The sequence below is a fragment of the Nitratireductor sp. GCM10026969 genome (assembly GCF_042660605.1).
In the GTDB taxonomy this organism is placed as follows: Bacteria; Pseudomonadota; Alphaproteobacteria; order Rhizobiales; family Rhizobiaceae; genus Chelativorans.
On sequence record NZ_JBHSUM010000077.1, the window covers coordinates 1 to 19,834 of the forward strand.

The following is a 19,834-nucleotide window of genomic DNA, read 5'->3' on the forward strand; positions in this document are numbered from 1 at the left end:
GTCGCATTGGCGCCGAGCGCGCGTTCCACGGCGATCCCCCGCGCCTCGACCGCCACCATGGGCAGGCTGTCCACGCCGGAGCCGTTGCGCGAAATCACGCGCAGACGACGCGCCGCGGCGATGACTTTTTCGCTGACGGGCTCCACGCCGGCGAGCCAGCCGACGCAGTCGGGCACCAGCCGCAGAAGCTCGTTTTCGTCGGGGATCTTTCCCGGCGCGCTGAACACCAGTTCGAAGCCCGCCCTCTCCAACCGTGCCAGTGCGGGCGGCGGCGATGACGTGAGCGAGCGGGGCGTGATCAGGACGCGGTCCATGCCCTACTCCTTCGCCGCCTGCACCGCGATGCGCGTCAAAGCGTCGATGTTCTCGGCGGTCGGCGCAATGGGAATATCGAACACCTCGGCGATCACCTGCGTCCAGCCGTGGATGAAATAGGTCCATCCATCGACGATCGTCAGGTCCCGCGCCTTCTCCTGCGCCCGCGCCTGGTCGAGGAAGACCAGGTCTCCACGGTAGTTCAGGTCCCATACGACGGCTCGTTCGGGAAAAATCGCCGCGTCGGTCAGCGGCGAGCCGGGCGCGTCCTTGCCGAGGCCGGTGGCATTGATGACCAGAGAGCCCGGCTTGAGGTCGGGCAGAACGGCATCATTGCCGGCGGGCTCGGGCGCCAGGACATAGTCCACCGGGACGTCGCTTTCGATCTCGGCGTGGACACGCCGAATCTCGTCCAGCCGTGGTTGCGAGCGGTTCGACACCACGATGCGCGCTGGTACGTTCACGCCCCGTTCCTTGCGCATCAGATGCCAGGTGAGCGCGATGGTCGAGCCGCCGGCGCCGATGGAAAAGACCTCGCCGCCGGTCTTCTTCCAGTAGTCGGGACCCAGGAAGCCGTCGATGGAAAGACCGGAGGAGATGGGATCCTTGGCATGGCAGATCAGCTTGCCGCCGCGCTTGGAAATACAGCTCGTCTCCTTCATCAGTGTGGCGAAGGGATCGATCTCGTCGAAGAGATCCCGGCAGGCATTGAAGAGGTCGATCTTGTGCGTCGTCACCAGCGCGCCGAGCGAATTCGGGTCGTCGCGGATATATTCGACGGCTTCCCGGTAGGCGGCCGGCTCGGCATGCGGCGGGAAGTCGATCCCGCTGATCTGCGCGTCCTCCAGTCCCAGATGCCGCGCCCAGGCCGGGAAGACCTTCATGATCGAGCTCTTGCCCGTCGTCACGCCGATGAAGTGAAGCGTGGGCCGCTGGCAGGGGCGATAGCGTGTCATGCGCGCAGCTCCTTTGCGCGTGCGAGGGCGGCGCGCGCCTTCTCGGTGATTGCCTGCCAATCGCCCGCGCGCATATCCTCGGGTCTGGCGATCCAGGTGCCGCCCACCGCGGCGATCTGCGGCAGGGAAAGCCACTCGCCCATGGTCTCCAGGCCGACACCGCCGGTGGGGATGAAGGAGACGCCGAGATGGGCGAACGGGGCGGCGATGTTCTTCAGCATCGACGCTCCGCCCGCCGACGCGGCCGGGAAGAATTTCATCAGCCGGCAGCCGCGCGCCGTCGCCAGTGAGATGTCGGACGGCGTCATCACGCCCGGCGCGAAAGGCAGCCCGGCTTCGGCGGCGGCGCTCACCACTTCCGGGTCGAAGCCCGGCGCCAGGCCGAACGCGGCCCCGGCCTCGACCGCGCGCGTCACTGCATCCGGCGACAGCACCGTGCCGGCACCAACCAGGATTTCAGGCCGCGTCTCGCTGAGCCGTGCCATGACGTCCGCGGCTGCAAAGGTGCGGAAGGTGATCTCCACCACGCCGAGACCGGCTTCCAGCAATGCGTCCGCCAGCGGCTCGGCATGGTCCACCTCTTCGATGGCGATAACCGGCACCACTCCAATCGCGGCGACCCGCTCGAAGGCATCCATCGTCATGCCGCCGTCTCCGCATCCCTGTAGATTTCGACGAGCTCGGCCTCGGAGCGCGGACGCCAATCAGCATTGTCGACCGCGGCCCAGCCGCCCTTGCCGTCGTCGAGGATGCGCACGCGCATTCCGCCGGAGCGTTCGATGATCCCGTAGTCCTGTCCCGAATCGGCGGGATAGGCGAACATCATCACCAGATCCTCGGCGCCGACATTCACCGAACGATGGATCCAGTAAGGCGGCACGTAGCAGATGCTCTGCGGCCCGATCTCGACCAGCCGCACCTCGCCATCCGGGCTTTCCAGCTGCATTACGCCGCGTCCGGCCTGGCCGTAGTAAATCTCCGGCCGGTCCCCATTGGCGTGGATGTGGCCGCGCGTCAGGAAGTACTCGTCGCCGACCTTGCCCGGCTCCATTCGCGTCACGCCCATGATCAGGTCGCTGACCTTCGTACCGGGAGTATAGGAGGTCACTTCGTAAGCCACCTGCCCCTTGCGCTCGGCAAGGAGGGCGTCGAAAGCCGCGCCGTCGGCATAGAGCCCCGTGAGGTCGTCGAAGGTCTTCTTATAGTGACCGTTTCCGCCGCGCAGCAGCCCTTCAGCTACGGCGACGTCACAGGACCGCGGTTCCGCAAGCTTCACGCTTTCCTCCCTTGTCGCGTCGGATTTTGTAGAATTGCTACCTTATTGGCCTTAATCTAGTCAATATGTCCTGGCGGACACAACCAGATTCCTTCATATCCCGGAGGTTTTGTAGCGAGATCCGTGTTGACGGAGGCAAAGTACGTAATTATGCTACCAATTCTTGGAGCAACAAACCGGTCGCCGGCGCGGCGGCCCATCCTTGGGAGGACACTTGAAATGAAGAAAACGCTTGCCGTCGCCGCCGTTCTGGCCGCGGCCACCGGTTCGGCGCATGCCGCGGAGGAATGCAGGGTCGGCATTTCCATGTACACGCTCGGCGCGCCCTATTTCGCGGCCCAGGAAGCCACCGCGCGCAAGACCGCCGAAGAGGCCGGCTGCTCGGTGCGTTCGGCCGACGGCCAGAACGACATGGTCAAGCAGATCGGCGACGTCGAGGACATGGTCGCCGCCGGCATCAACATCCTCATCGTCAACCCGCGCGATGCGCAGGGCCTGGTCCCCGCCGTCAACGCCGCCTCGGCGCAGGGCGTGCATGTGGTCGCCATCGACTCCACGCTCGATCCCTCGGCCGATTTCATCACCCAGATCCAGTCCTCGAACGAGGCCAATGGCGAACTGGTCGGCGATTGGCTCGCCAAGGAACTCGACGGCGAGCCGGCGCACATCGCGCTGCTTTCGGGCAGCCAGGGCAACCTGGTGGGACGCGAGCGCCGCCTCGGCGTCCTGCGCGGCCTCATGGACTCCATGCTGACCAATTACGGCCATGCCGACGTGGAGGTGCTGGGCCAGGGCTGGGGCAACTGGTCCACCGAAGGCGGCCTTACGGCCATGGAGGATCTGCTGACCGCTCATCCCGATATCAATGTCGTGCTCGGCGAGAACGACTCGATGGTCCTCGGCGCACGCGCCGCCCTGCAGGCGGCCGGCCGGCTGGAGGAAGTGATCCTCGTCGCCGCCGCCGACGGCCAGAAGGAAGCCTACGAGCTGATCAAGGAAGGCGAATACGGGGCGACCGGGCTCAACAACCCGAACGAGATCGCGCGCATGGCGGTCGAGGTCGGCATCAAGGCGCTGAACGGCGAGCTTCCCGAGGACATCAGCAAGCTCACCTTCACCGAGCCGGCGGTGATCACGCAAGAGAACGTGGGCGAATACTACGATCCCGACTCCCTGTTCTGATAGGGTGCTTCGGTGCCGCCCGGCCGCGGGCGGCACCTTCGCAGTCGCGCTGCGCCGGGAGGGATGCATGACGCCGCTCATAGAACTGGACAACATCTCAAAGTCGTTTTCGGGCATTCGCGCCTTGTCCGGCGTGAGTTTCAGCCTCTCACCCGGCGAGGTGCACGCGCTGGTCGGCGAGAACGGCGCGGGAAAGTCCACCTTGATGCGCGTGCTGGGCGGCGAGATGCGGCCCGACACCGGCGAGATCCGGCTGAACGGCGAGCCGATCCGCTTCACCGGGCCGGAGGACGCGATCGGCCGCGGCATCTCCATCATTCACCAGGAGATGGCGCTGGCACCGGACCTTTCCGTTGCCGAGAACATCTTTCTTGGCGAGTTGCCGGCCGGCATCCGCTGGGCAAGCCTGCGCCGCCGGGCCGGCGAACTGATCCGCAGGCTGGGCTTCGACATCTCCCCCGCCGCACGGCTCGGAGATCTCTCCATCGCGCATCAGCAGGTCGTCGAGATCGCCAAGGCCCTGTCCCGCAATGCCAGGACCATCGTCTTCGACGAGCCCACCGCCGTCCTTTCAACGGGCGATGCAGAACGGCTCCTGGACATCATCCGCAGCCTGCGGCGCGAGGGCGTGGCGATCGCCTATATCTCGCATCGCCTCGACGAGGTCTTCGCGGTTTCCGACCGCATATCGGTGCTGAAGGATGGGCAGAACGTCGACACGGTCACGCCCGACAAGGCGACTGTCGACGACCTGATCCGCCTCATGGTCGGCCGTCCCTTAAGCCAGCTCTTCGGCGAGAAGCCCGACACCGAGATCGGCGAGGAGGTGCTCCGGGTCGAGGACCTGGTACTCCCCAACGGCGTGCGCAACGTCTCCTTCTCGCTCCGCCGCGGCGAGATCCTCGGCCTCGGCGGGCTGGTCGGCTCCGGACGGACGGAGGTCGCGCGCGCGATCTTCGGCGCCGACCCGGTCACCTCCGGCCATATGACGCTCAACGGCGAGGCGTATCGTCCGCGCACGCCCAAGCAGGCGGTCCGCCGCGGCGTCGGCCTGGTGCCGGAAGACCGGAAGGGACAGGGCGTCGTCCTCGACATGGCGATCATGCACAATGCCACCATGGCCCATGCAGGGCCGGTGACGCGCTTCGGCTTCTTCGACCCGCGCCGCGAGCGCGGCGTGATCGACAAGCTCGTCAAGGCGCTGCGCATCAAGCTCGGCCATCCCACGGATCCGGTCAGCAGCCTGTCGGGCGGCAACCAGCAGAAGGTGGTGCTGGCCAAGTGGTTTCACGCCGACGGTGATGTCATCATTCTGGACGAGCCGACCCGCGGCGTCGACGTCGGTGCCAAGACCGAGATCTATTTCCTGATCCATCGCCTTGCCGCCGCGGGCAAGGCCGTTCTGGTCATATCATCGGAGCACGCGGAGTTGTTCGGCCTTTGCGACCGCGTGCTCGTGATGGGCAACGGCGAGCTTCGCGGCGAGCTGGCGCCGCAGGATTACAGTGAAGAAAAACTGCTGACCCTGTCCATCGCCGGTCAGGGCAAGGCGGAGAGGGAGATGAGCGCATGAGCGACGGTGCCGCACAAATCAGCGAGCCCGCTGTCACCGACACCGCGAGGCCACGCAGTGGTCGCCTGACCTTCACACGGCTGTTCCAGCAGTTCGGCACCGCCGCCATCTTCGTGCTGCTCCTCGTCCTGGCCTCGACCCAGTCGGACGCCTTCCTCTCCGAACGCAACATCATGAACGTGCTGCGGCAGATGTCGGGGATCGGCGTCATGGCGATCGGCATGCTGTTCGTCATCCTGACGCGCGGCATCGATCTGTCCGTGGGCTCGATCGCCGCCCTCGGCGCCGTCAGTTCGGCGCTGTTGATCCAGGAATACCCCCTGCCCCTGGCGCTCGCCATGTCGCTCGGCATCGGTGCCGCATGCGGCGCGATCTCGGGTGTCTTCATCGCCTTCATGCGGCTGCCCGCCTTCGTGATCACGCTGGCCATGATGACGGCCGCGCGCGGCCTCGCGCTGATCCTCTCGAACGGCCAGCCGATCATGCCGGGAACCAAGGGGGCGCCGCTGCAGGCCTTCGGCACCGGCTTCACGCTCGGCTTCCCGAACCCGGCGCTCTTGATGTTCGTGCTCTTCGCGGTCGCCTTCGTGGTACTCAACTTCTCGCGCTTCGGTCGCCTCGTGAAGGCGATCGGCTCGAACGAAGAGGCGGTGCGCCTGTCGGGCATCTCGGTGCCGCGCTACGTGCTGTCGGTCTACGTCATCTCCGGCATCCTGTCCGCCATCGCCGGAATCCTGGTGACCGCGCGTTCGGGCGTGGGGTCGGCCAGCGTCGGCGTCGCCGCGGAGCTGGACGTGATCGCCGCGGTGGTCATCGGCGGCGCCAGCCTCATGGGCGGGCGTGGCGGCGTCATCAATACCTTTATCGGGGTGATGATCCTCGGCGTGATCGGCAACATCATGAACCTTGCCGGCGTCCCCGGTTATCACCAGCAGGTGTATCTCGGGGTGATCATCGTCGCGGCGGTGGTCATGCAGCACGGCAGCCAGGTCTTCCGGCGCTGAGGGGACGACGTGGCGGATTGCATCATCGCACTGGACATCGGCACGGGATCGACCCGCGCCGCGCTCATGGGGCGGGACGGCCGCATCCTCGGCCTCGCCGCGCGGGAATATCAGCAGATCGTTCCCGCCTACGGATGGTCGGAACAACGGCCCGCCGACTGGTGGAACGCCGCGCGGGAAGCACTCCGGGAGATCACCGCACGCGCGCGCGAGGAGGGATACGCGGCGAGCGCCGTCGCCGCGTGCGGCCAGATGCACGGGACCGTGCTTGTCGACGATGACGGAGAGCCGACGCGCGAGACCGTGCCGCTGTGGAACGACAAGCGCACGCTCGGCCATGTGCGCGCCTTCGAGGAGCGCGAGGACCTTTCCGCCTGGCTTCCGCGCACGGCCAATCCGCCGACGCCCGCATGGCCGGCCTTCAAGCTGCAATGGCTGCGCGACAACGACCCCGACGCCTGGAAGCGGGCATCCACGGTGCTCATGCCCAAGGACTACGTGAACCTGCGCCTCACCGGCGAACGGTCGATGGACTGGACCGAGGCGGCATGCTCCTTCCTGATGGATCCGCTGACGGGCGACTGGAACGCAGGCGTCCTTGAGGACCTGGGCCTCGACCCCGCTTTGATGGCGCCCATCCGCCTGCCGACAGAGGTTCTCGGCCAAGTCACTCCCGATGCGGCGCGGGAGACGGGGCTTGCGGCGGGCACGCCGGTGCTGGTCGGCGGCGGTGACTATCCCGTCGCGCTTTTGGGCTCCGGCGTCTGCCGGCCGGGGCTCGCCTCCGAGGTCGCCGGCACCTCCTCGATCGTCACGCTGGTGGCCGAGCGCCCGGTGCTCGACGCCGAAATCAGCAATGTCGGCACGCCGGAGGGGAACTGGGGCGCCTTCGTCCTTCTCGAAGCCGGCGGCGACGCCGCGCGATGGGCACGCCGCGTCTTCCACGCCAACGGCCTGAGCTATGCCGAGATCCTGGACATGGCGGGCAAGGCACCGCCTGGATCGGACGCGCTCCTGTTCCTGCCCTATCTCGTCGGCGAGCGTCTGGGCGCGCACCGCAACTCCCGCGCCCAGTTCTTCGGGCTGGCGGCCGGGCACGGCCTGCCTGAGATGCACCGGGCGGTGCTCGAAGGCGTGGCCTTCGCCGTCAACCGGCATCTCGCGGTCATGGAGCGGGCCACGGGAACGCGCCCGGAAGTGCTGATCGCATCCGGCGGCGGCGCCAAGGCGGATCTGTGGTTGCGCATCAAGGCGGCGGTCTACGGCAGGCCGATCCTCATCCCCGAGGAACCCGAATGCGGACTTATCGGCTGCGCCGCGCTCGCTGCCGTGGCGACCGGTGCGGCCGGCAATCTGGCCGAGGCGGCCGGACAGCTGGTCAGGCATGCGCGCGAGGTCGTGCCCGATCCGGCCTGGGCGGATCGCTACGCCCGGATGCAGCCCCTTTTCGACCGTCTTTATACCGACAGCCAGCAGCACTACGACGCACTCGACGCCCTGACGGCATCGCAACGGGAGGCCTGAATGTCCGCATCCATCTCTTCCGCAGAAACGCCCTTCCTGGACCGCTTCCGCCTGACTGGCCGTACGGCGCTCGTCACGGGCGGGGCGCGCGGGATCGGGCTGGTCACCTGCGAAGCTCTGACCCAGGCCGGGGCGGGCATCATCCTGGCCGACCGCGACGGCGAGGCCGCGAAGTCCGCCGCCGGCGGACTGCGCGAAAAGGGCTACGACGTCACCGCCGAAACCCTCGACGTCACCGACCCCGCGGCGGTCGAAGCGCTCGCCGACAAGCATGCGAATGTCGATATCCTGGTGAACAATGCCGGTATCGCCCGGTCGAACATTCCCGCCGAACGGATGAGCGACGACGAATGGTCGTCGGTCGTCGACGTCAATCTGAACGGTCTCTTCTGGTGCTGCCGCGCCTTCGGCAAACGCATGCTGGAAAGGGGCGCGGGAACGATCGTCAATGTCGGCTCCATGTCGGGCATCATCGTCAACCGGCCGCAGGAGCAGGCGCAGTACAACGCCTCCAAGGCCGCGGTCCACCAATTGACCAAGAGCCTGGCCGCCGAATGGGCGCCCCGCGGCGTGCGCGTCAACGCCGTCGCGCCCACCTATATCGAGACCGAGATGACAGCCTATGTCTACGAGGACGAAAACCTGATGCGGCACTGGATCGGCGGCACGCCGCAAGGCCGCATGGGCCGGCCGGACGAGATCGCCGCCGTCATCCTGTTTCTCGCCTCGGACGCCGCCAGCCTGATGACCGGTTCGATCGTGCTGGCCGATGGCGGCTACACCTGCTGGTAAGGCCGGCGTCATCAATGGAGAAGATCGTGGACCAGATCGTCCCGCATGTCATCGGTGCCCGCTTCCCGGGCCGCTACATCCAGGCCCCCGGCCTGATCGCCCGGCTCGGCGTGGAGGCGCGGCCGCTCGGCTCGCACGGCCTTTGCCTGCTGGACAACGGATTGGCCGATGTCCTGGAGGAGGCGCTTCAGGAAGGGGCGGCGGGCGAGATCGCGCTCGCCTTCCGGCGCCATGGCGGCGAATGCTCCGAGGCCGAGATCGCCGCCGGCATCGAAGCCGGACGGAAAGCCCGGGCCGACCTGGTGATCGGCGCGGGTGGCGGCAAGACGCTCGACACGGCCAAGGCGGTCGCACACGCGCTTTCCGTTCCCGTCGTCGTCGTGCCCACCATCGCCGCCTCGGATGCACCGTGCTCCGCTCTCGCCGTGGTCTACCGCGAAGACGGCAGCGTCGCCTACGATCATTTCCTGCCGCGCAACCCGGACCTGGTCCTGGTCGACACCGCGATTATCGCCCGCGCTCCGGCGCGGTTCCTGGCCGCCGGAATCGGGGATGCCCTGGCGACCTATTACGAGGCGGAAAGCTCGCGCCGCGCACAGGCGCCAAATTGCTGGGGAACGCACGGTTCGCCCGTCACCTATGCGATCGCGCGCTTCTGCCGCGACGTGATCTTCGAGGCAGGCGCGGCAGCGCTTGAGGAGTGTGACCGGAACGAGGCCGGGCCGGCGCTGGAGCGTGTGGTCGAGGCAAACATCCTCCTGTCGGGCGCCGGCTTCGAATCGGGCGGCGTGGCGGGCGCCCACGCGATCCATCACGGGCTGTGCGAGCTCGAGGACGTGCATCACCACCTGCACGGCGAGAAGGTCGCCATCGGCGTCCTGGCGATGCTGCTCATTCACGGGATGGAGGAGGAATTCGCGCGGGTGAATGCGTTCTGCGAAAGGGTCCGGCTGCCGGTCACCCTGGCCGGCGTCGGGATCGCCGAGGTGACGGAGGCGAAGCTCGACCGCGTGGCCGAGCGCGCCTGCAAAGCCGGCGACATCATGCACAACGAGCCCATCGCGGTGAGCCCGCAGATGGTTGTCGCGGCCTTGAAGCGCCTGGCCTGAAGAGGCCGTGCCGATGACAAGAGCCACATCAGAAGGGAACGAAATGCAAGAGATCCTTCATACTTTCCGGCCGGATCTTTTCTCCGGCAAGCATGCACTCGTCGTCGGCGCGACCAGCGGCATCGGTCTCGATATCGCGCGAGGGTTTGCCGGTCTCGGCGCACGCGTCACGGCCACAGGCAGTTCGGCCGGAAAGATCGCCGGGCTCGACGAGGAAGGCATTTCCTTTGAGCGCCTCGACGTCCGCGATGCCGACGCCGTCCGCGCCTTTTGCGCGGCGCAGACCAGGGTCGACGTCCTGATCAACGCGGCCGGCGTGGCGCGAGGCGAGGAGGAGTGGCAGGAAGAGATCTTCCTCGACACGATCGACGTCAATCTGAATGCGCAGATGCGCTTCAGTTTCGCCCTGCACGACCGTCTGGCCGAGACCAGGGGCTCTATCGTCAACATCGCCTCCATGCTCAGCTTCTTGGCGGATCCCGGGGTCCCGGCCTACTGTGCATCGAAGACGGGGGTGCTCGGCCTCACACGGGCCTGCGCGCACCGGTGGGGCCGCGAGGGGATCCGCGTGAACGCCATCGCCCCCGGCTATCACAAGACGGACATGACGAAGCCCATCTGGTCGCGCCCCAAGGGCGAGGCGGCGATTTCCAAACGCACCGCGCTCGGCCGGTGGGGCACTACCGAGGACCTGGTGGGCGCCGCACTCTATCTGTGCTCGCCCGCCGCGGCCTATATCACCGGCATCTGTCTTGAAGTCGACGGCGGTTTCGCCACGGGCAACCCGCTGGAGTGAGCCGCGGGGCGGCGCCGGGTCAGGCCCTGCGGGCTTGCGCGGCGCCTCCCTGGCTACCCGAGCGGCCGTTATGCGGGGCCGGCAGGGTCGGCTCGCCGACGGTATCCTCGCAAACCCTCACGTGATCGGCCAGCGCATCGTTGGACAGGAGCGCGCTGATCGTCGTGATGTCGCGCTTCTGGAACGCCGGCATCTGCTGGAGCTCCTTGAGCCGCTGAAGCAGTGCAAGTCGGGTCATGTCGTCTCCTTCACTCCCTGTCGGCGGCAACGGCGCCGCCATCGAGGGGATCGGCGGCCCTCAGGCCGCCTTGACGCGCGCGTCGAGGGGGATCTCGACGTCGATTTCCAGTGTCGAGACCTTGTCGCCGCGCTCCATCTGCACATTGACCTTTTCGCCGTCGACCTTCACGTGCTTGGCGATCACGGCGAGGATCTCCTCCCGCAATAGCGCCACCAGATCCGAATCGCCCACCGAGGCCCGCTCGTGGGCGAGCAGGACCTGCAGCCGGTCGCGTGCGGTGGGCGCCGAGGCCTGCTTACCGAAGAGGCGGAAGATGTTCATGCTGCCCTCCGTCCGAAGATCTTTCCGAACAGGCCGCGCTTTTCGCCGGGGACGGTGACCGGCACGGTTTCGCCGGTCAGCCGGCGCGCGGCCTGGAGATAGGCCTGTGCCGGCGCGCTGCGGCTATCGGCGATCGTCACCGGTGCGCCGAGGTTGGAGGCGCGCAGGACGTCCATGCTCTCGGGTATGATGCCGAGCAGCGGGATCGACAGGATCTCCAGGACGTCGTCGACCTTCAGCATGTCGCCGCGATCGGCCCGGTTGGGATCGTAGCGGGTCAGAAGCAGGTGTTTTTCGATATCCTCGCCGCGCTCTGCCTTGAGCGTCTTGGCGTCGAGAAGACCGATGATGCGGTCCGAATCGCGAACCGAGGAGACCTCGGGGTTGGTGACCACCACGGCGACGTCGGCGTGGCGCATCGCCAGCGTCGCGCCGCGTTCGATCCCGGCCGGGCTGTCGCAGATGACCCAATCGAAGCTCTTGCGCAACGCGCTGATCACCCGTTCGACGCCCTGGGCCGTCAGATTGTCCTTGTCGCGCGTCTGCGAGGCGGGCAGCAGGTAGAGCGTTTCCAGGCGCTTGTCGCGGATGAGCGCCTGCGACAGCTTGGCATCGCCCTGGATGACATTGATGAGGTCGTAGACGACGCGCCGCTCCGCTCCCATCACGAGGTCGAGATTGCGCAGACCGACGTCGAAGTCCACGACGGCCACCTTCGCACCCCCCTGCGCCAGGGCGGCGCCGAGGGCGGCGGCCGACGTCGTCTTTCCGACGCCTCCCTTACCCGACGTGACAACAACGACTTTTCCCATTTCCCTCTCCTGTGCTCTCTGCCCGCCGCTTCAGATGAGTGTCTCTGACCTGATCGCATCTCCGTCGAGCCACAGCTGGACGGCGCGTCCGCGCAGCTGCGGCTCGATGTCTTCGGCCGTCTTGTAAAGGCCGTCGATTGCAAGAAGCTCCGCCTCGAGCTTGCGGCAGAAGATGCGCGCCGAGGCGTTGCCCATGGAACCCGCCATCGCCCGTCCGCGAAGCGTTCCGTAGATGTGGATGGAGCCGCCGGCGACGATTTCCGCGCCCGATGCGACCGAGGCGATGACGGTGACGTCGCCGTCGGGAAAGATGACCGACTGTCCGGAACGCACCGGCTGATCGATGATGAGCGAGGGCATCGCCCGGACCATCGGCTGCTCGGCCTGCCGGCTGGGTGCTTCGGGCTCGTCATGCCGCGCGTCCGGCTTTTCCGCGGCCGGCTCCGGCGACGGCATCTCGATGTCGGAGGCCGGCCGGCCGCCGGACATGGCCGGCGGCATGTCGAAGCCCAGTTGTGAGGAGCGCGCGCCCTCGATCCCGATGATGCGCACGCTGCGCTTGCCGAGTTCGTCGACCAGTCCCTTCAGCTCAGCCCGGTCGATGGCAAGACCGTCGACGTCGAGCACCACCGGCCGGCGCAGGAAAAAGCCCGCCGATCGGTCGGCGAGATCGTCGAGCCGTGCCAGCCAGCTCTCCACCGGAAGCTCCGGCGTGAGCACGAGAGCGAGAAAGGAGCGTCCCTTGAGGCGGATCGGTCGGCTATCAGTTAGCACTTTGGTCATCTTCATTAATTTTCCGTTGTTCGGGTCTAGGTGCTTCGTGGTTAACGAATGGTTAATGCACCCGCCCGCGGCAACCGGCAGAGAGGAAAAATGAGGGGAAACGTGCGGCGCGGCGCGCTTGCGGCCCGAAGCGCTGCCTGCCGGCTCAACCACTGCGTTCAGACACTACGGTGTTACTGCTTTGAGGAGTCGACGGGCGGTAGCCTGGCCCGAATCACCCGAGCGCATACCAATCGCCCGAGGGACCGGTACGCGCCGGCGGAAAACCCGCCGGCGCCGTTTTCCGGAAAGTGGGAGCCCGCCTGCTACGTCGCTTCAGGCATGAGCTTCGGGTCGGGCTTCTCCGCCTGTTCCGGCACGTCCTTCGACGAGATGTAGGTGTAGAACATCGGCACGACGAAGAGCGTGAACAGCGTGCCCACCAGGATGCCGGTGAAGATCACGAGGCCCATGGAATAACGCGCGGCGGCGCCGGCGCCGGAGGCGGTGATCAGCGGCACCACGCCGAGCGACATGGCGCCCGTCGTCATCAGGATCGGCCTGAGGCGCACCCGCGCGGAAGCGACGATGGCGTCGCGGCGACGCATCCCGTGGTGTTCGCGCTGCTGGTTGGCGAACTCGACGAGCAGGATGCCGTGCTTGGTGATCAGCCCGATCAGCGTGATCAGCCCCACCTGGGTGTAGATGTTGAGCGTGCCGAGGCCGAGATTGAGCGGCAGCATCGCGCCGAAGATCGACAGGGGCACCGACATCAGGATGATGAGCGGATCACGGAAACTCTCGAATTGGGCGGCGAGCACCAGATAGATGATCACGACGGCGAGCACGAAGGCGATCAGCGTCGTCTGGCCCTGCTCCTTCTCCAGCCGCGACTGGCCGGAATAGTCGATGAAGAAGCCGGCCGGCATGTTCTGAAGCGCGATGTTCTCGATCGTCTCCAGGCCGGCACCCGTTGTCACGCCGGGGCGCGGCAGCGCCGATATCGTCGCCGAGTTGAGCTGGTTGAACTGCTCGATGGAGGCGGGCGAGGCGTTGGTGGAGATGTTCACCACCGCCGAGAGCGGCACCATCTCGCCGGTCACGCTGCGCACGAAGAGGTCGCCCAGGCGCTCCGGATTGTTCCGGTAGGCCTGCGGCACCTGCATGATGATGTCGTAGCTCTGCGACTCGCGGTCGAACTGGGCGATCGAACCGCTGCCGACCAGCAGACCCAGCGTGCCGGCGATGTCGCGGACCGAGAGGTTGAGCGCGGCGGCGCGATTGCGGTCGATCGTCACCGTGACCTGCGGCGCGTCGAAGGACAGTGAGTTCTGGACGACGATGAAGCGGCCGGAAGCTTCCGCCTCCTGCTTGATCTCCTCGGCCACCTCGTAGACCTGGGCAGGATCGCCGGTCGACTGGATGATGACGGAGATCGGCAGGCCGCCGCCGGTGCCCGGCAGGGTCGGCGGCGCGAAGACGAACGCCTCCACGCCTGTCACCCCGGAAATGCGGCCCTGGATGTCCTCCTGGATCTCGGCCTGCGAGCGGTCACGGTCCGCCCAGTCCTTGAACGCCCACACCGCGAAACCTTCGTTCGTTCCGCCACCGAAGGCGACGGCCGAGAAGCTGGCCCGCAATTCCGGCAGGTCCTCGGTCACCTGCATCATCTGGTCGACGTAGCGGGCGGTGTATTCGGAGGTGGCGTAGCGCGGCGCCGTGATCAGCGAGAAGAGTGCGCCCTGGTCCTCTTCGGGCGCAAGCTCGCTCGAGGTGTTGAAGAACATGAACCCGGTGACCGAGACGAGCGCGATGACGATCATCAGCGTCACCGGCCGGTATTTAAGCGACCCCGCCACGAGGCGCTCGTAGCGGTTTTCCACGCGCTCGAAGGTTCGGTCGATGAAGGCCTGAAAACGGCTGGGGTTCCCTGCCCGCAGGATGCGCGCGCTCATCATCGGGGTGATGGTCAGCGCCACCACGCCCGACAGGATGACCGCGCCGGCGAGCGTGACGGCGAACTCGCGGAACAGCGCCCCGGTGAGCCCGCCGGTAAAGGCGAGTGGCGCAAACACCGCGGCGAGCGTGATCGTCATGGCGATGACGGCCGAGGAGATCTCGCGCATGCCGTTGAAGGCGGCCTGCATGGCCGACATGCCCTCGTCTTCCATGTGCCGGTGGATGTTCTCCACCACCACGATGGCGTCGTCGACCACGAGGCCGATCGCCAGCACCATGGCCAGAAGCGACAGGAGATTGATCGAATAACCGAAGGCGAAGAGAATGAAACACACCCCGATCAGCGACAGCGGAATGGTCACGATCGGCATCAGCACCGAGCGGAAGGAGCCGAGGAACAGGAGGATGACGAGGATGACGATCACCACGGCTTCACCGATGGTCTTGAACACCTCCTCGATCGAGGCGCCGATCTGCTCGGTGGCGTCATAGACCATGGTGATGGTCATGCCGTCGGGCAGGCTTGACTGGATCGCCGGCAGCTCGTCGATCATCGCCGCCGCCGTATCCAGCGGATTGGCGTCGGGGGTTGGATAGATGCCGATGAAGATGCCCGGTTCGCCGTTGAAATTGACGATCGTGTCGGTGCTTTCCGCGCCCAGCTCGACATTGGCCACGTCGCGCAGTCTGACCACCTCGCCGTTCTCCGACTTCAGCGGCAGGGCTCCGAAGGCCTCGGCCGTCTGCAGCGTCGATTCGACGGTGATCGGATAGGCGACATAGGTGTTCTCGGTCTTGCCCGGCGCGGCCAGGAAGTTCGAGGCGTTGATGGCGTCGAGCACCTCCGAGGCGGTCATGCCGCGCGCGGCGAGCTGGACCGGATCGACCCACACCCGCATCGAATAGTTGGCGGCACCCAGGATCTGCACCTCCGCCACGCCCTGGACGGTGGACGCGCGGGGCCGGATGACGCGCTCGATATATTCGGTGAGCTGCTCGGCCGTCATGTTCGGGCTCTGCATCGCCAGATACATGATGGCGAACTGCTCGCCCGTGCCCTTGACGATCACTGGGTCCTCGGCCTCGTCGGGCAGCTCTCCGCGCACACCCTGGACCTTGGACATGACCTCCGTCAGCGCCGTGTCGGGATCGGAGCCCAGCTTCATCTGCACCGTGACGGTGCTGCTCGAAGGCCGGCTCTGGGAGGTGACGTAATCGATGTTCTCCGTCGTCGAGACGGCACGCGCGATGGGGGCGCTGATGAAACCCTGGATCAGGTCCGCGCTGGCGCCGGGATAGGCCGTCGTGATGGTGATGACCGTCTCCTCGACCTCCGGATACTGGCGCACCTGGAGATTGATGACGCTCTGGAGGCCGAGAAGCAGGATGAGAGCGCCCAGGACCGTGGACAGGACCGGGCGGCGGATGAAGATGTCGGAGAAGCTCATTGTCCGCTCGCCTGTGCGCTTTCCCCAGATATGTCGGTGTCGTCCTCGGAGACGTTGACGGGGGTGCCGTTATTGAGCCGGTTCTGGCCAGCGGTGACGATCCGGTCGCCTGCCGATATGCCCTTGCGGATCTCCACCTGCTCCCCGCTGCGCCGGCCCGTCTCCACGAAGACCTGCTTGACCACCAGGGAGGGCGCGTCTTGCTGGCTGCCTTGGCCACCGGCGTCCTCACCGCCCTCACCGGCCGCTTGGGCGTCCGACGCCGCAGAGGCGTCCGCGTCCTGCTCGTCAGCCGGCACGACCACGTACACATGGTCGCCGTAAAGGCTCGCCACGACGGCCGTCTGCGGCACGGCAAGCACGCCGTCCTCGTCCGGCAGGATGACGCGGACCTCGACGAACTGGCCGGGCGTCAGCCTCCCTTCGGGCTTGGTGACCTCGGCCCGCACGTTGACGAGGCGCGAAACCGGATCGATCTTCGGATCGATGCCCCTGATGGTGCCCTCGAAGGGCAATTCGTCGCCGGTGAGCCCGAGCCGCACGGCTTGGCCGATCTTGAGGTTGGGCAATTCCTGCTCGGGAACGGTGAAGTCCACGCGCATGACGTCCAGGCTCTGCAGCGTGGCGACGACGGTCCCCGGCGTGATGTATTGGCCGAGTTGCACCCGCGGAATGCCCATGATGCCGGTAAAGGGCGCGTTGATCTGCTTCTGGTCGATCGCCGCCTGCGCCCTGGCGACCGCGGCCTGCGAGGCCTCGGCCGCGGCGCGCGCCGATTCCACGTTCACCTCGGCGCCTACCTGGCGGCGCTGCAGCTCCAGCGCGCGCTGCAGATTGGCTTCATCGAGCCTGGCCTGCGCCTGGGCCGAGGCCAGATCGGCGCGCTGCATGGCGTCGTCGAGCTGGACGAGGAGGGCGTCCTCTTCCACTTCCTCGTTCGCGTCGAAGGCGATTTCACTGACGGTGCCCGCCGCCTCGACCGTCAGATCGACGCCGTTCGTGGCGCTGACGGTACCGATCGCCTCGATCTCCGGGGTCCATTGAGCCGGCTCCACCGTCACGGTCGAAACCGCCACCGGCTGCACGGGCATGTTGGCGAAGAACTCCTGAATCGCCTGATTGCGGTAGAGATTGAATCCGACGATGCCGCCGCAAACAAGGACAAGAAGAAGAAGCGCGATGACGAACCGCTTGATCATGACCGGAGGAATCCTTGTTCTGGCAACCAGTTTGACTATCGGAAGGAAAGTGCTGCTGCTGGAAATGAACGCTCAGCCTACCCACCATCCCGTCGATGCACGCCGTTCGTCCTCACGGATCGCTTTTCGGTCGGCACCCGACATGGAACGGTCGCCGTTTCATTCACCTTTCGACCAGATTGTCAATTCAAAAAAGATGATGGAAACTATCAGCTTGCGTGCCGCGCGAGGCCCGACCCGCACGGCAAGCGTGCCTTTTGCCGGCTTGCGCTTTGGGAACGCCCGCCCATACCAAGAGGACGGGCGTTCCCGGGAATTCAGGCCGCCCGCCGGCCCTCGGGCGCGGTCGTGCCCGCCCGATTGAGGAAGGTCTTGTTGACCGGGCTGTGGGGCTTCAGCGCAAGCCGCTCGCTCGCGAGCGCCTCGGCCATGCCGGACAGGCCGCCGCGCAGCGCGGCTTCCGTCAGTGTCCAATCGATGACGTCCCGCTGCGCATGGCTGCCGCCGAAGGAATTGGCGATGAAGCGCGCACCGTGGAGGCGTTCGGCCGCCCGCTCGTAATCGCCATCGGCGAAGGCGGCGAAACCCTCGATCAGGGGAACGGCCGTCCGCCGGCCCCAATCGGCGACTTCGTTCTCGTCCTGGCCGTTGCGATAGGCCGTCAGGATGCGGTCCACGTCGCGACGGCGCCCTGCACCGAGATAGGCCATCGCCGCATGCCAGTCGTTGAAGGGGTAGGTGCGGCCGTCGGCATGGCTGTCCCAGGTCGCGGCGAGCTCGTGCCAGCGTGCGCCGACATCGTGGCCGGCTGCATGCAGCCGCCACAGAAGCGCCGACGCATCGACCATGTCCAAGGCGACGGTGCTACGGTCCCGGCGAATGGGACCGTCATAGAGCGCGAACACCTCCTCCACCTGCCCCAGATCGAGGTGGCAGAGCGAGCGATGCCACCAGTTGTGCACCTTGAAGAAGTTGTCATCGCCGGACCAGTGCGGTTCACGGGCGATCATCCAGCCGATGCCGTCTTCGGCGCGCCCCTGCATCTCCATGACGTGGGCGACGGCATGGTGCGCCCAGCAGTCGAGCGGCTGCAGGTCGACCGCCTGGCGGCCGGCATCCTCGGCGCGCACGTAGTCGCCCGCCTCCTCCAGCCCGAAGGAATACATCCCCAGGACAATGGAATAGCCCGGCGTGTCCGGCGACCATTTCGGCAGCACGCGGGCGATGCGGTCGCGCAGATCCCGGGAACTGGCGCGGTAGAAATCCATCAGATGGCCGGACTGAAGGGCGACCATATCGCGCGGGTAAAGCATGTTGTGGCGGTCGAGCGCTTCGGCCGCCGCGGTCCACCGGCCGGCGAGAAGAAGATCGAGCGCAGCCAGATGCGATGCCTCGCGATCGGAAAGCTTCAGTCGTTTCGTCCCGGCGACGATCTTCTTCGCGGCTTTCGTCGCCTCGGGCTCCGTCGCCAAGCCGAGCAGATGCGCCTTGAGAATATGCGCCATGGTAAAATCGGGCGATATCCCGATCGCCCGGTCCACGAGGGCGATCGGGTCTCCGCGATAGATGTTGAAAGCGTCCACGGCGGCGTCGAACAGCTCCGCGGCCTCGGCCGTGGCGCCGGACAAGGCATTGCCTTGACGGTCTGAAATCATCGTTGGTCTCCTGCATGAGGTCTGGAAAGCGTTGTCGCGGCTGCGGGCGGCCTTTCCGCTCCCGAAGCGGCGGGTTTGCTGCTAGACTGTTCCCCGAGCTCGGATAATGACCGAGGCGCCGGAACTCTTGACCGCGGCGCCGCTTCGCCAGGGAGGACCGTGATGGACGCGCTGCTCGACATGTTGGGCACGATGCGTCTTTCGGGCGGCATTTTCCTCGATGCCGAGTTCACCGCGCCGTGGTGCATCACGGCCAAGGTCGGGCCGGAGGATTGCACGCCGTTCACTCCCGAGCCGCGCCACATCATCGCCTATCACTATGTCACCGAAGGACAACTTGTTTTGAAGGCGGGTGACCGGCCGGCTGTCCCCGTCGACGCCGGAGAGATCGTCGTCCTGCCGCGCAACGACGATCACCTGATGGGAAGCGCTTTGAACCTCAAGCCGGTGAACGCCGATCACCTCATCCAACCGGGACCCGACGGCACGCTCGCGCGGATCGTTTATGGCGGCGGCGGCGCGCGGACCCGAATCCTGTGCGGCTTCCTGGGCAGCACCCTCCCTCAGACAGCGCTCACGGCGATGCTGCCCAGCGTTTTGACCCTGAAGGCCGCCGAGGGACCCTCAGGGGAATGGATCGAGAGTTCCTTTCGCTTCGCAGCGCGCGAACTGGCACAGGACAAAGCCCGTTCGCGCACGCTGCTTGCAAAGCTCGCCGAGCTTCTGTTCATGGAGGCTGTGCGCCGCTATTTCGCCGCACAGCCGCCGGGCGTGAATGTCTGGGCGGCGGCAGTGCGGGATCCGATGGTCGGGCGGGCGCTGGCGCTCCTCCATGGACAACTCGCCCGGCGCTGGACGACGGAGGCGCTGGCGCGGGAACTGGCCTGCTCCCGCTCCGCTTTCGCCGAGC

18 protein-coding genes and 1 pseudogene are annotated in these 19,834 nt (G+C 66.6%); 8 read left to right on the forward strand and 11 right to left on the reverse strand.

Annotated elements, in window-relative coordinates:
* The 4 genes and pseudogenes from ACFP9U_RS15460 to ACFP9U_RS15475 form a co-directional block, all read right to left on the reverse strand.
* Nucleotides 1-314, reverse strand: a pseudogene (locus tag ACFP9U_RS15460) (oxidoreductase); the annotation flags it as partial.
* A gap of 3 nt (nt 315-317) precedes the next feature.
* Nucleotides 318-1,271 (reverse strand): shikimate dehydrogenase family protein, encoded by a 954-nt coding sequence (locus tag ACFP9U_RS15465; protein ID WP_378622749.1) that lies wholly within the window; start codon nt 1,269-1,271, stop codon nt 318-320.
* Nucleotides 1,268-1,915 (reverse strand): bifunctional 4-hydroxy-2-oxoglutarate aldolase/2-dehydro-3-deoxy-phosphogluconate aldolase, encoded by a 648-nt coding sequence (locus ACFP9U_RS15470; RefSeq protein WP_378622751.1) that lies wholly within the window; start codon nt 1,913-1,915, stop codon nt 1,268-1,270. Before ACFP9U_RS15470 ends, ACFP9U_RS15465 begins: the two co-directional genes overlap by 4 nt.
* Nucleotides 1,912-2,547 (reverse strand): glucose-6-phosphate isomerase, encoded by a 636-nt coding sequence (locus ACFP9U_RS15475; protein ID WP_378622752.1) that lies wholly within the window; start codon nt 2,545-2,547, stop codon nt 1,912-1,914. Before ACFP9U_RS15475 ends, ACFP9U_RS15470 begins: the two co-directional genes overlap by 4 nt.
* A 219-nt stretch (nt 2,548-2,766) precedes the next feature.
* Between ACFP9U_RS15475 and ACFP9U_RS15480 the strand changes: the two genes are divergently transcribed.
* The 7 genes from ACFP9U_RS15480 (at nt 2,767) to ACFP9U_RS15510 (ending at nt 10,527) form a co-directional block, all read left to right on the forward strand.
* Complete coding sequence (locus ACFP9U_RS15480) at nt 2,767-3,729, forward strand: substrate-binding domain-containing protein (protein WP_378622754.1); 963 nt, start codon at nt 2,767-2,769, stop codon at nt 3,727-3,729.
* Between the two features lie 67 nt (nt 3,730-3,796).
* Nucleotides 3,797-5,302: a sugar ABC transporter ATP-binding protein gene (locus tag ACFP9U_RS15485; RefSeq protein WP_378622755.1), complete on the forward strand. Its 1,506-nt coding sequence runs from the start codon at nt 3,797-3,799 to the stop codon at nt 5,300-5,302.
* Complete coding sequence (locus tag ACFP9U_RS15490; protein WP_378622757.1) at nt 5,299-6,306, forward strand: ABC transporter permease; 1,008 nt, start codon at nt 5,299-5,301, stop codon at nt 6,304-6,306. The genes ACFP9U_RS15485 and ACFP9U_RS15490 overlap by 4 nt, the downstream gene beginning before the upstream one ends.
* 9 nt (nt 6,307-6,315) lie before the next feature.
* Entirely contained in the window at nt 6,316-7,830 is a 1,515-nt protein-coding gene (locus ACFP9U_RS15495) for a xylulokinase (RefSeq protein ID WP_378622759.1), read from the forward strand.
* On the forward strand, nt 7,831-8,622 hold the full coding sequence (locus tag ACFP9U_RS15500) for an SDR family NAD(P)-dependent oxidoreductase (RefSeq protein ID WP_378622760.1): 792 nt from the start codon (nt 7,831-7,833) through the stop codon (nt 8,620-8,622). It begins immediately after the preceding gene.
* Nucleotides 8,623-8,636: 14 nt separating this feature from the next.
* On the forward strand, nt 8,637-9,731 hold the full coding sequence (locus ACFP9U_RS15505) for a glycerol dehydrogenase (RefSeq protein ID WP_378622762.1): 1,095 nt from the start codon (nt 8,637-8,639) through the stop codon (nt 9,729-9,731).
* Between the two features lie 43 nt (nt 9,732-9,774).
* Nucleotides 9,775-10,527, forward strand: coding sequence for an SDR family NAD(P)-dependent oxidoreductase (locus ACFP9U_RS15510; RefSeq protein WP_378622764.1), 753 nt, complete (start codon nt 9,775-9,777; stop codon nt 10,525-10,527).
* 19 nt (nt 10,528-10,546) lie between these two features.
* Here the strand turns inward: ACFP9U_RS15510 and ACFP9U_RS15515 are convergent, their stop codons facing one another.
* The 7 genes from ACFP9U_RS15515 to ACFP9U_RS15545 all read right to left on the reverse strand — a co-directional run bounded on the left by ACFP9U_RS15515 (nt 10,547) and on the right by ACFP9U_RS15545 (nt 18,924).
* The gene (locus ACFP9U_RS15515) at nt 10,547-10,765 is read right to left on the reverse strand and encodes a hypothetical protein (protein ID WP_322449798.1); all 219 of its coding nucleotides are present in this window, start codon (nt 10,763-10,765) and stop codon (nt 10,547-10,549) included.
* A 60-nt stretch (nt 10,766-10,825) separates the two neighbouring features.
* Nucleotides 10,826-11,089: a cell division topological specificity factor MinE gene (gene minE, locus ACFP9U_RS15520; RefSeq protein ID WP_322449799.1), complete on the reverse strand. Its 264-nt coding sequence runs from the start codon at nt 11,087-11,089 to the stop codon at nt 10,826-10,828.
* On the reverse strand, nt 11,086-11,901 hold the full coding sequence (gene minD / locus ACFP9U_RS15525; RefSeq protein ID WP_322449800.1) for a septum site-determining protein MinD: 816 nt from the start codon (nt 11,899-11,901) through the stop codon (nt 11,086-11,088). The genes minE and minD overlap by 4 nt, the downstream gene beginning before the upstream one ends.
* A 30-nt stretch (nt 11,902-11,931) precedes the next feature.
* Entirely contained in the window at nt 11,932-12,684 is a 753-nt protein-coding gene (gene minC / locus ACFP9U_RS15530; RefSeq protein ID WP_322449892.1) for a septum site-determining protein MinC, read from the reverse strand.
* A 305-nt stretch (nt 12,685-12,989) separates the two neighbouring features.
* Nucleotides 12,990-16,070: an efflux RND transporter permease subunit gene (locus ACFP9U_RS15535; protein ID WP_378622766.1), complete on the reverse strand. Its 3,081-nt coding sequence runs from the start codon at nt 16,068-16,070 to the stop codon at nt 12,990-12,992.
* Nucleotides 16,067-17,269: an efflux RND transporter periplasmic adaptor subunit gene (locus tag ACFP9U_RS15540; RefSeq protein ID WP_378622767.1), complete on the reverse strand. Its 1,203-nt coding sequence runs from the start codon at nt 17,267-17,269 to the stop codon at nt 16,067-16,069. The genes ACFP9U_RS15535 and ACFP9U_RS15540 overlap by 4 nt, the downstream gene beginning before the upstream one ends.
* Before the next feature lie 317 nt (nt 17,270-17,586).
* Nucleotides 17,587-18,924 (reverse strand): tetratricopeptide repeat protein, encoded by a 1,338-nt coding sequence (locus ACFP9U_RS15545; RefSeq protein ID WP_378622769.1) that lies wholly within the window; start codon nt 18,922-18,924, stop codon nt 17,587-17,589.
* 162 nt (nt 18,925-19,086) lie between these two features.
* On the opposite strand from ACFP9U_RS15545, the gene ACFP9U_RS15550 reads away from it, so the two are divergent.
* Nucleotides 19,087-19,834 (forward strand): cupin domain-containing protein (locus tag ACFP9U_RS15550; protein ID WP_378622771.1); only part of this gene is annotated, 748 nt, incomplete at its 3' end.

Bases quoted from the DNA above. Each gene is read 5' to 3' on its own strand.
- ACFP9U_RS15535 (WP_378622766.1), bottom strand. From the start codon at position 16,070: ATGAGCTTCTCCGACATCTTCATCCGCCGCCCGGTCCTGTCCACGGTC.
- ACFP9U_RS15515 (WP_322449798.1), bottom strand. From the start codon at position 10,765: ATGACCCGACTTGCACTGCTTCAGCGGCTCAAGGAGCTCCAGCAGATG.
- ACFP9U_RS15480 (WP_378622754.1), top strand. From the start codon at position 2,767: ATGAAGAAAACGCTTGCCGTCGCCGCCGTTCTGGCCGCGGCCACCGGT.
- ACFP9U_RS15505 (WP_378622762.1), top strand. From the start codon at position 8,637: ATGGAGAAGATCGTGGACCAGATCGTCCCGCATGTCATCGGTGCCCGC.
- ACFP9U_RS15465 (WP_378622749.1), bottom strand. From the start codon at position 1,271: ATGACACGCTATCGCCCCTGCCAGCGGCCCACGCTTCACTTCATCGGC.
- ACFP9U_RS15510 (WP_378622764.1), top strand. From the start codon at position 9,775: ATGCAAGAGATCCTTCATACTTTCCGGCCGGATCTTTTCTCCGGCAAG.
- ACFP9U_RS15490 (WP_378622757.1), top strand. From the start codon at position 5,299: ATGAGCGACGGTGCCGCACAAATCAGCGAGCCCGCTGTCACCGACACC.
- ACFP9U_RS15470 (WP_378622751.1), bottom strand. From the start codon at position 1,915: ATGACGATGGATGCCTTCGAGCGGGTCGCCGCGATTGGAGTGGTGCCG.
- minD (WP_322449800.1), bottom strand. From the start codon at position 11,901: ATGGGAAAAGTCGTTGTTGTCACGTCGGGTAAGGGAGGCGTCGGAAAG.
- ACFP9U_RS15540 (WP_378622767.1), bottom strand. From the start codon at position 17,269: ATGATCAAGCGGTTCGTCATCGCGCTTCTTCTTCTTGTCCTTGTTTGC.
- ACFP9U_RS15485 (WP_378622755.1), top strand. From the start codon at position 3,797: ATGACGCCGCTCATAGAACTGGACAACATCTCAAAGTCGTTTTCGGGC.
- minE (WP_322449799.1), bottom strand. From the start codon at position 11,089: ATGAACATCTTCCGCCTCTTCGGTAAGCAGGCCTCGGCGCCCACCGCA.
- minC (WP_322449892.1), bottom strand. From the start codon at position 12,684: ATGACCAAAGTGCTAACTGATAGCCGACCGATCCGCCTCAAGGGACGC.
- ACFP9U_RS15500 (WP_378622760.1), top strand. From the start codon at position 7,831: ATGTCCGCATCCATCTCTTCCGCAGAAACGCCCTTCCTGGACCGCTTC.
- ACFP9U_RS15545 (WP_378622769.1), bottom strand. From the start codon at position 18,924: ATGATTTCAGACCGTCAAGGCAATGCCTTGTCCGGCGCCACGGCCGAG.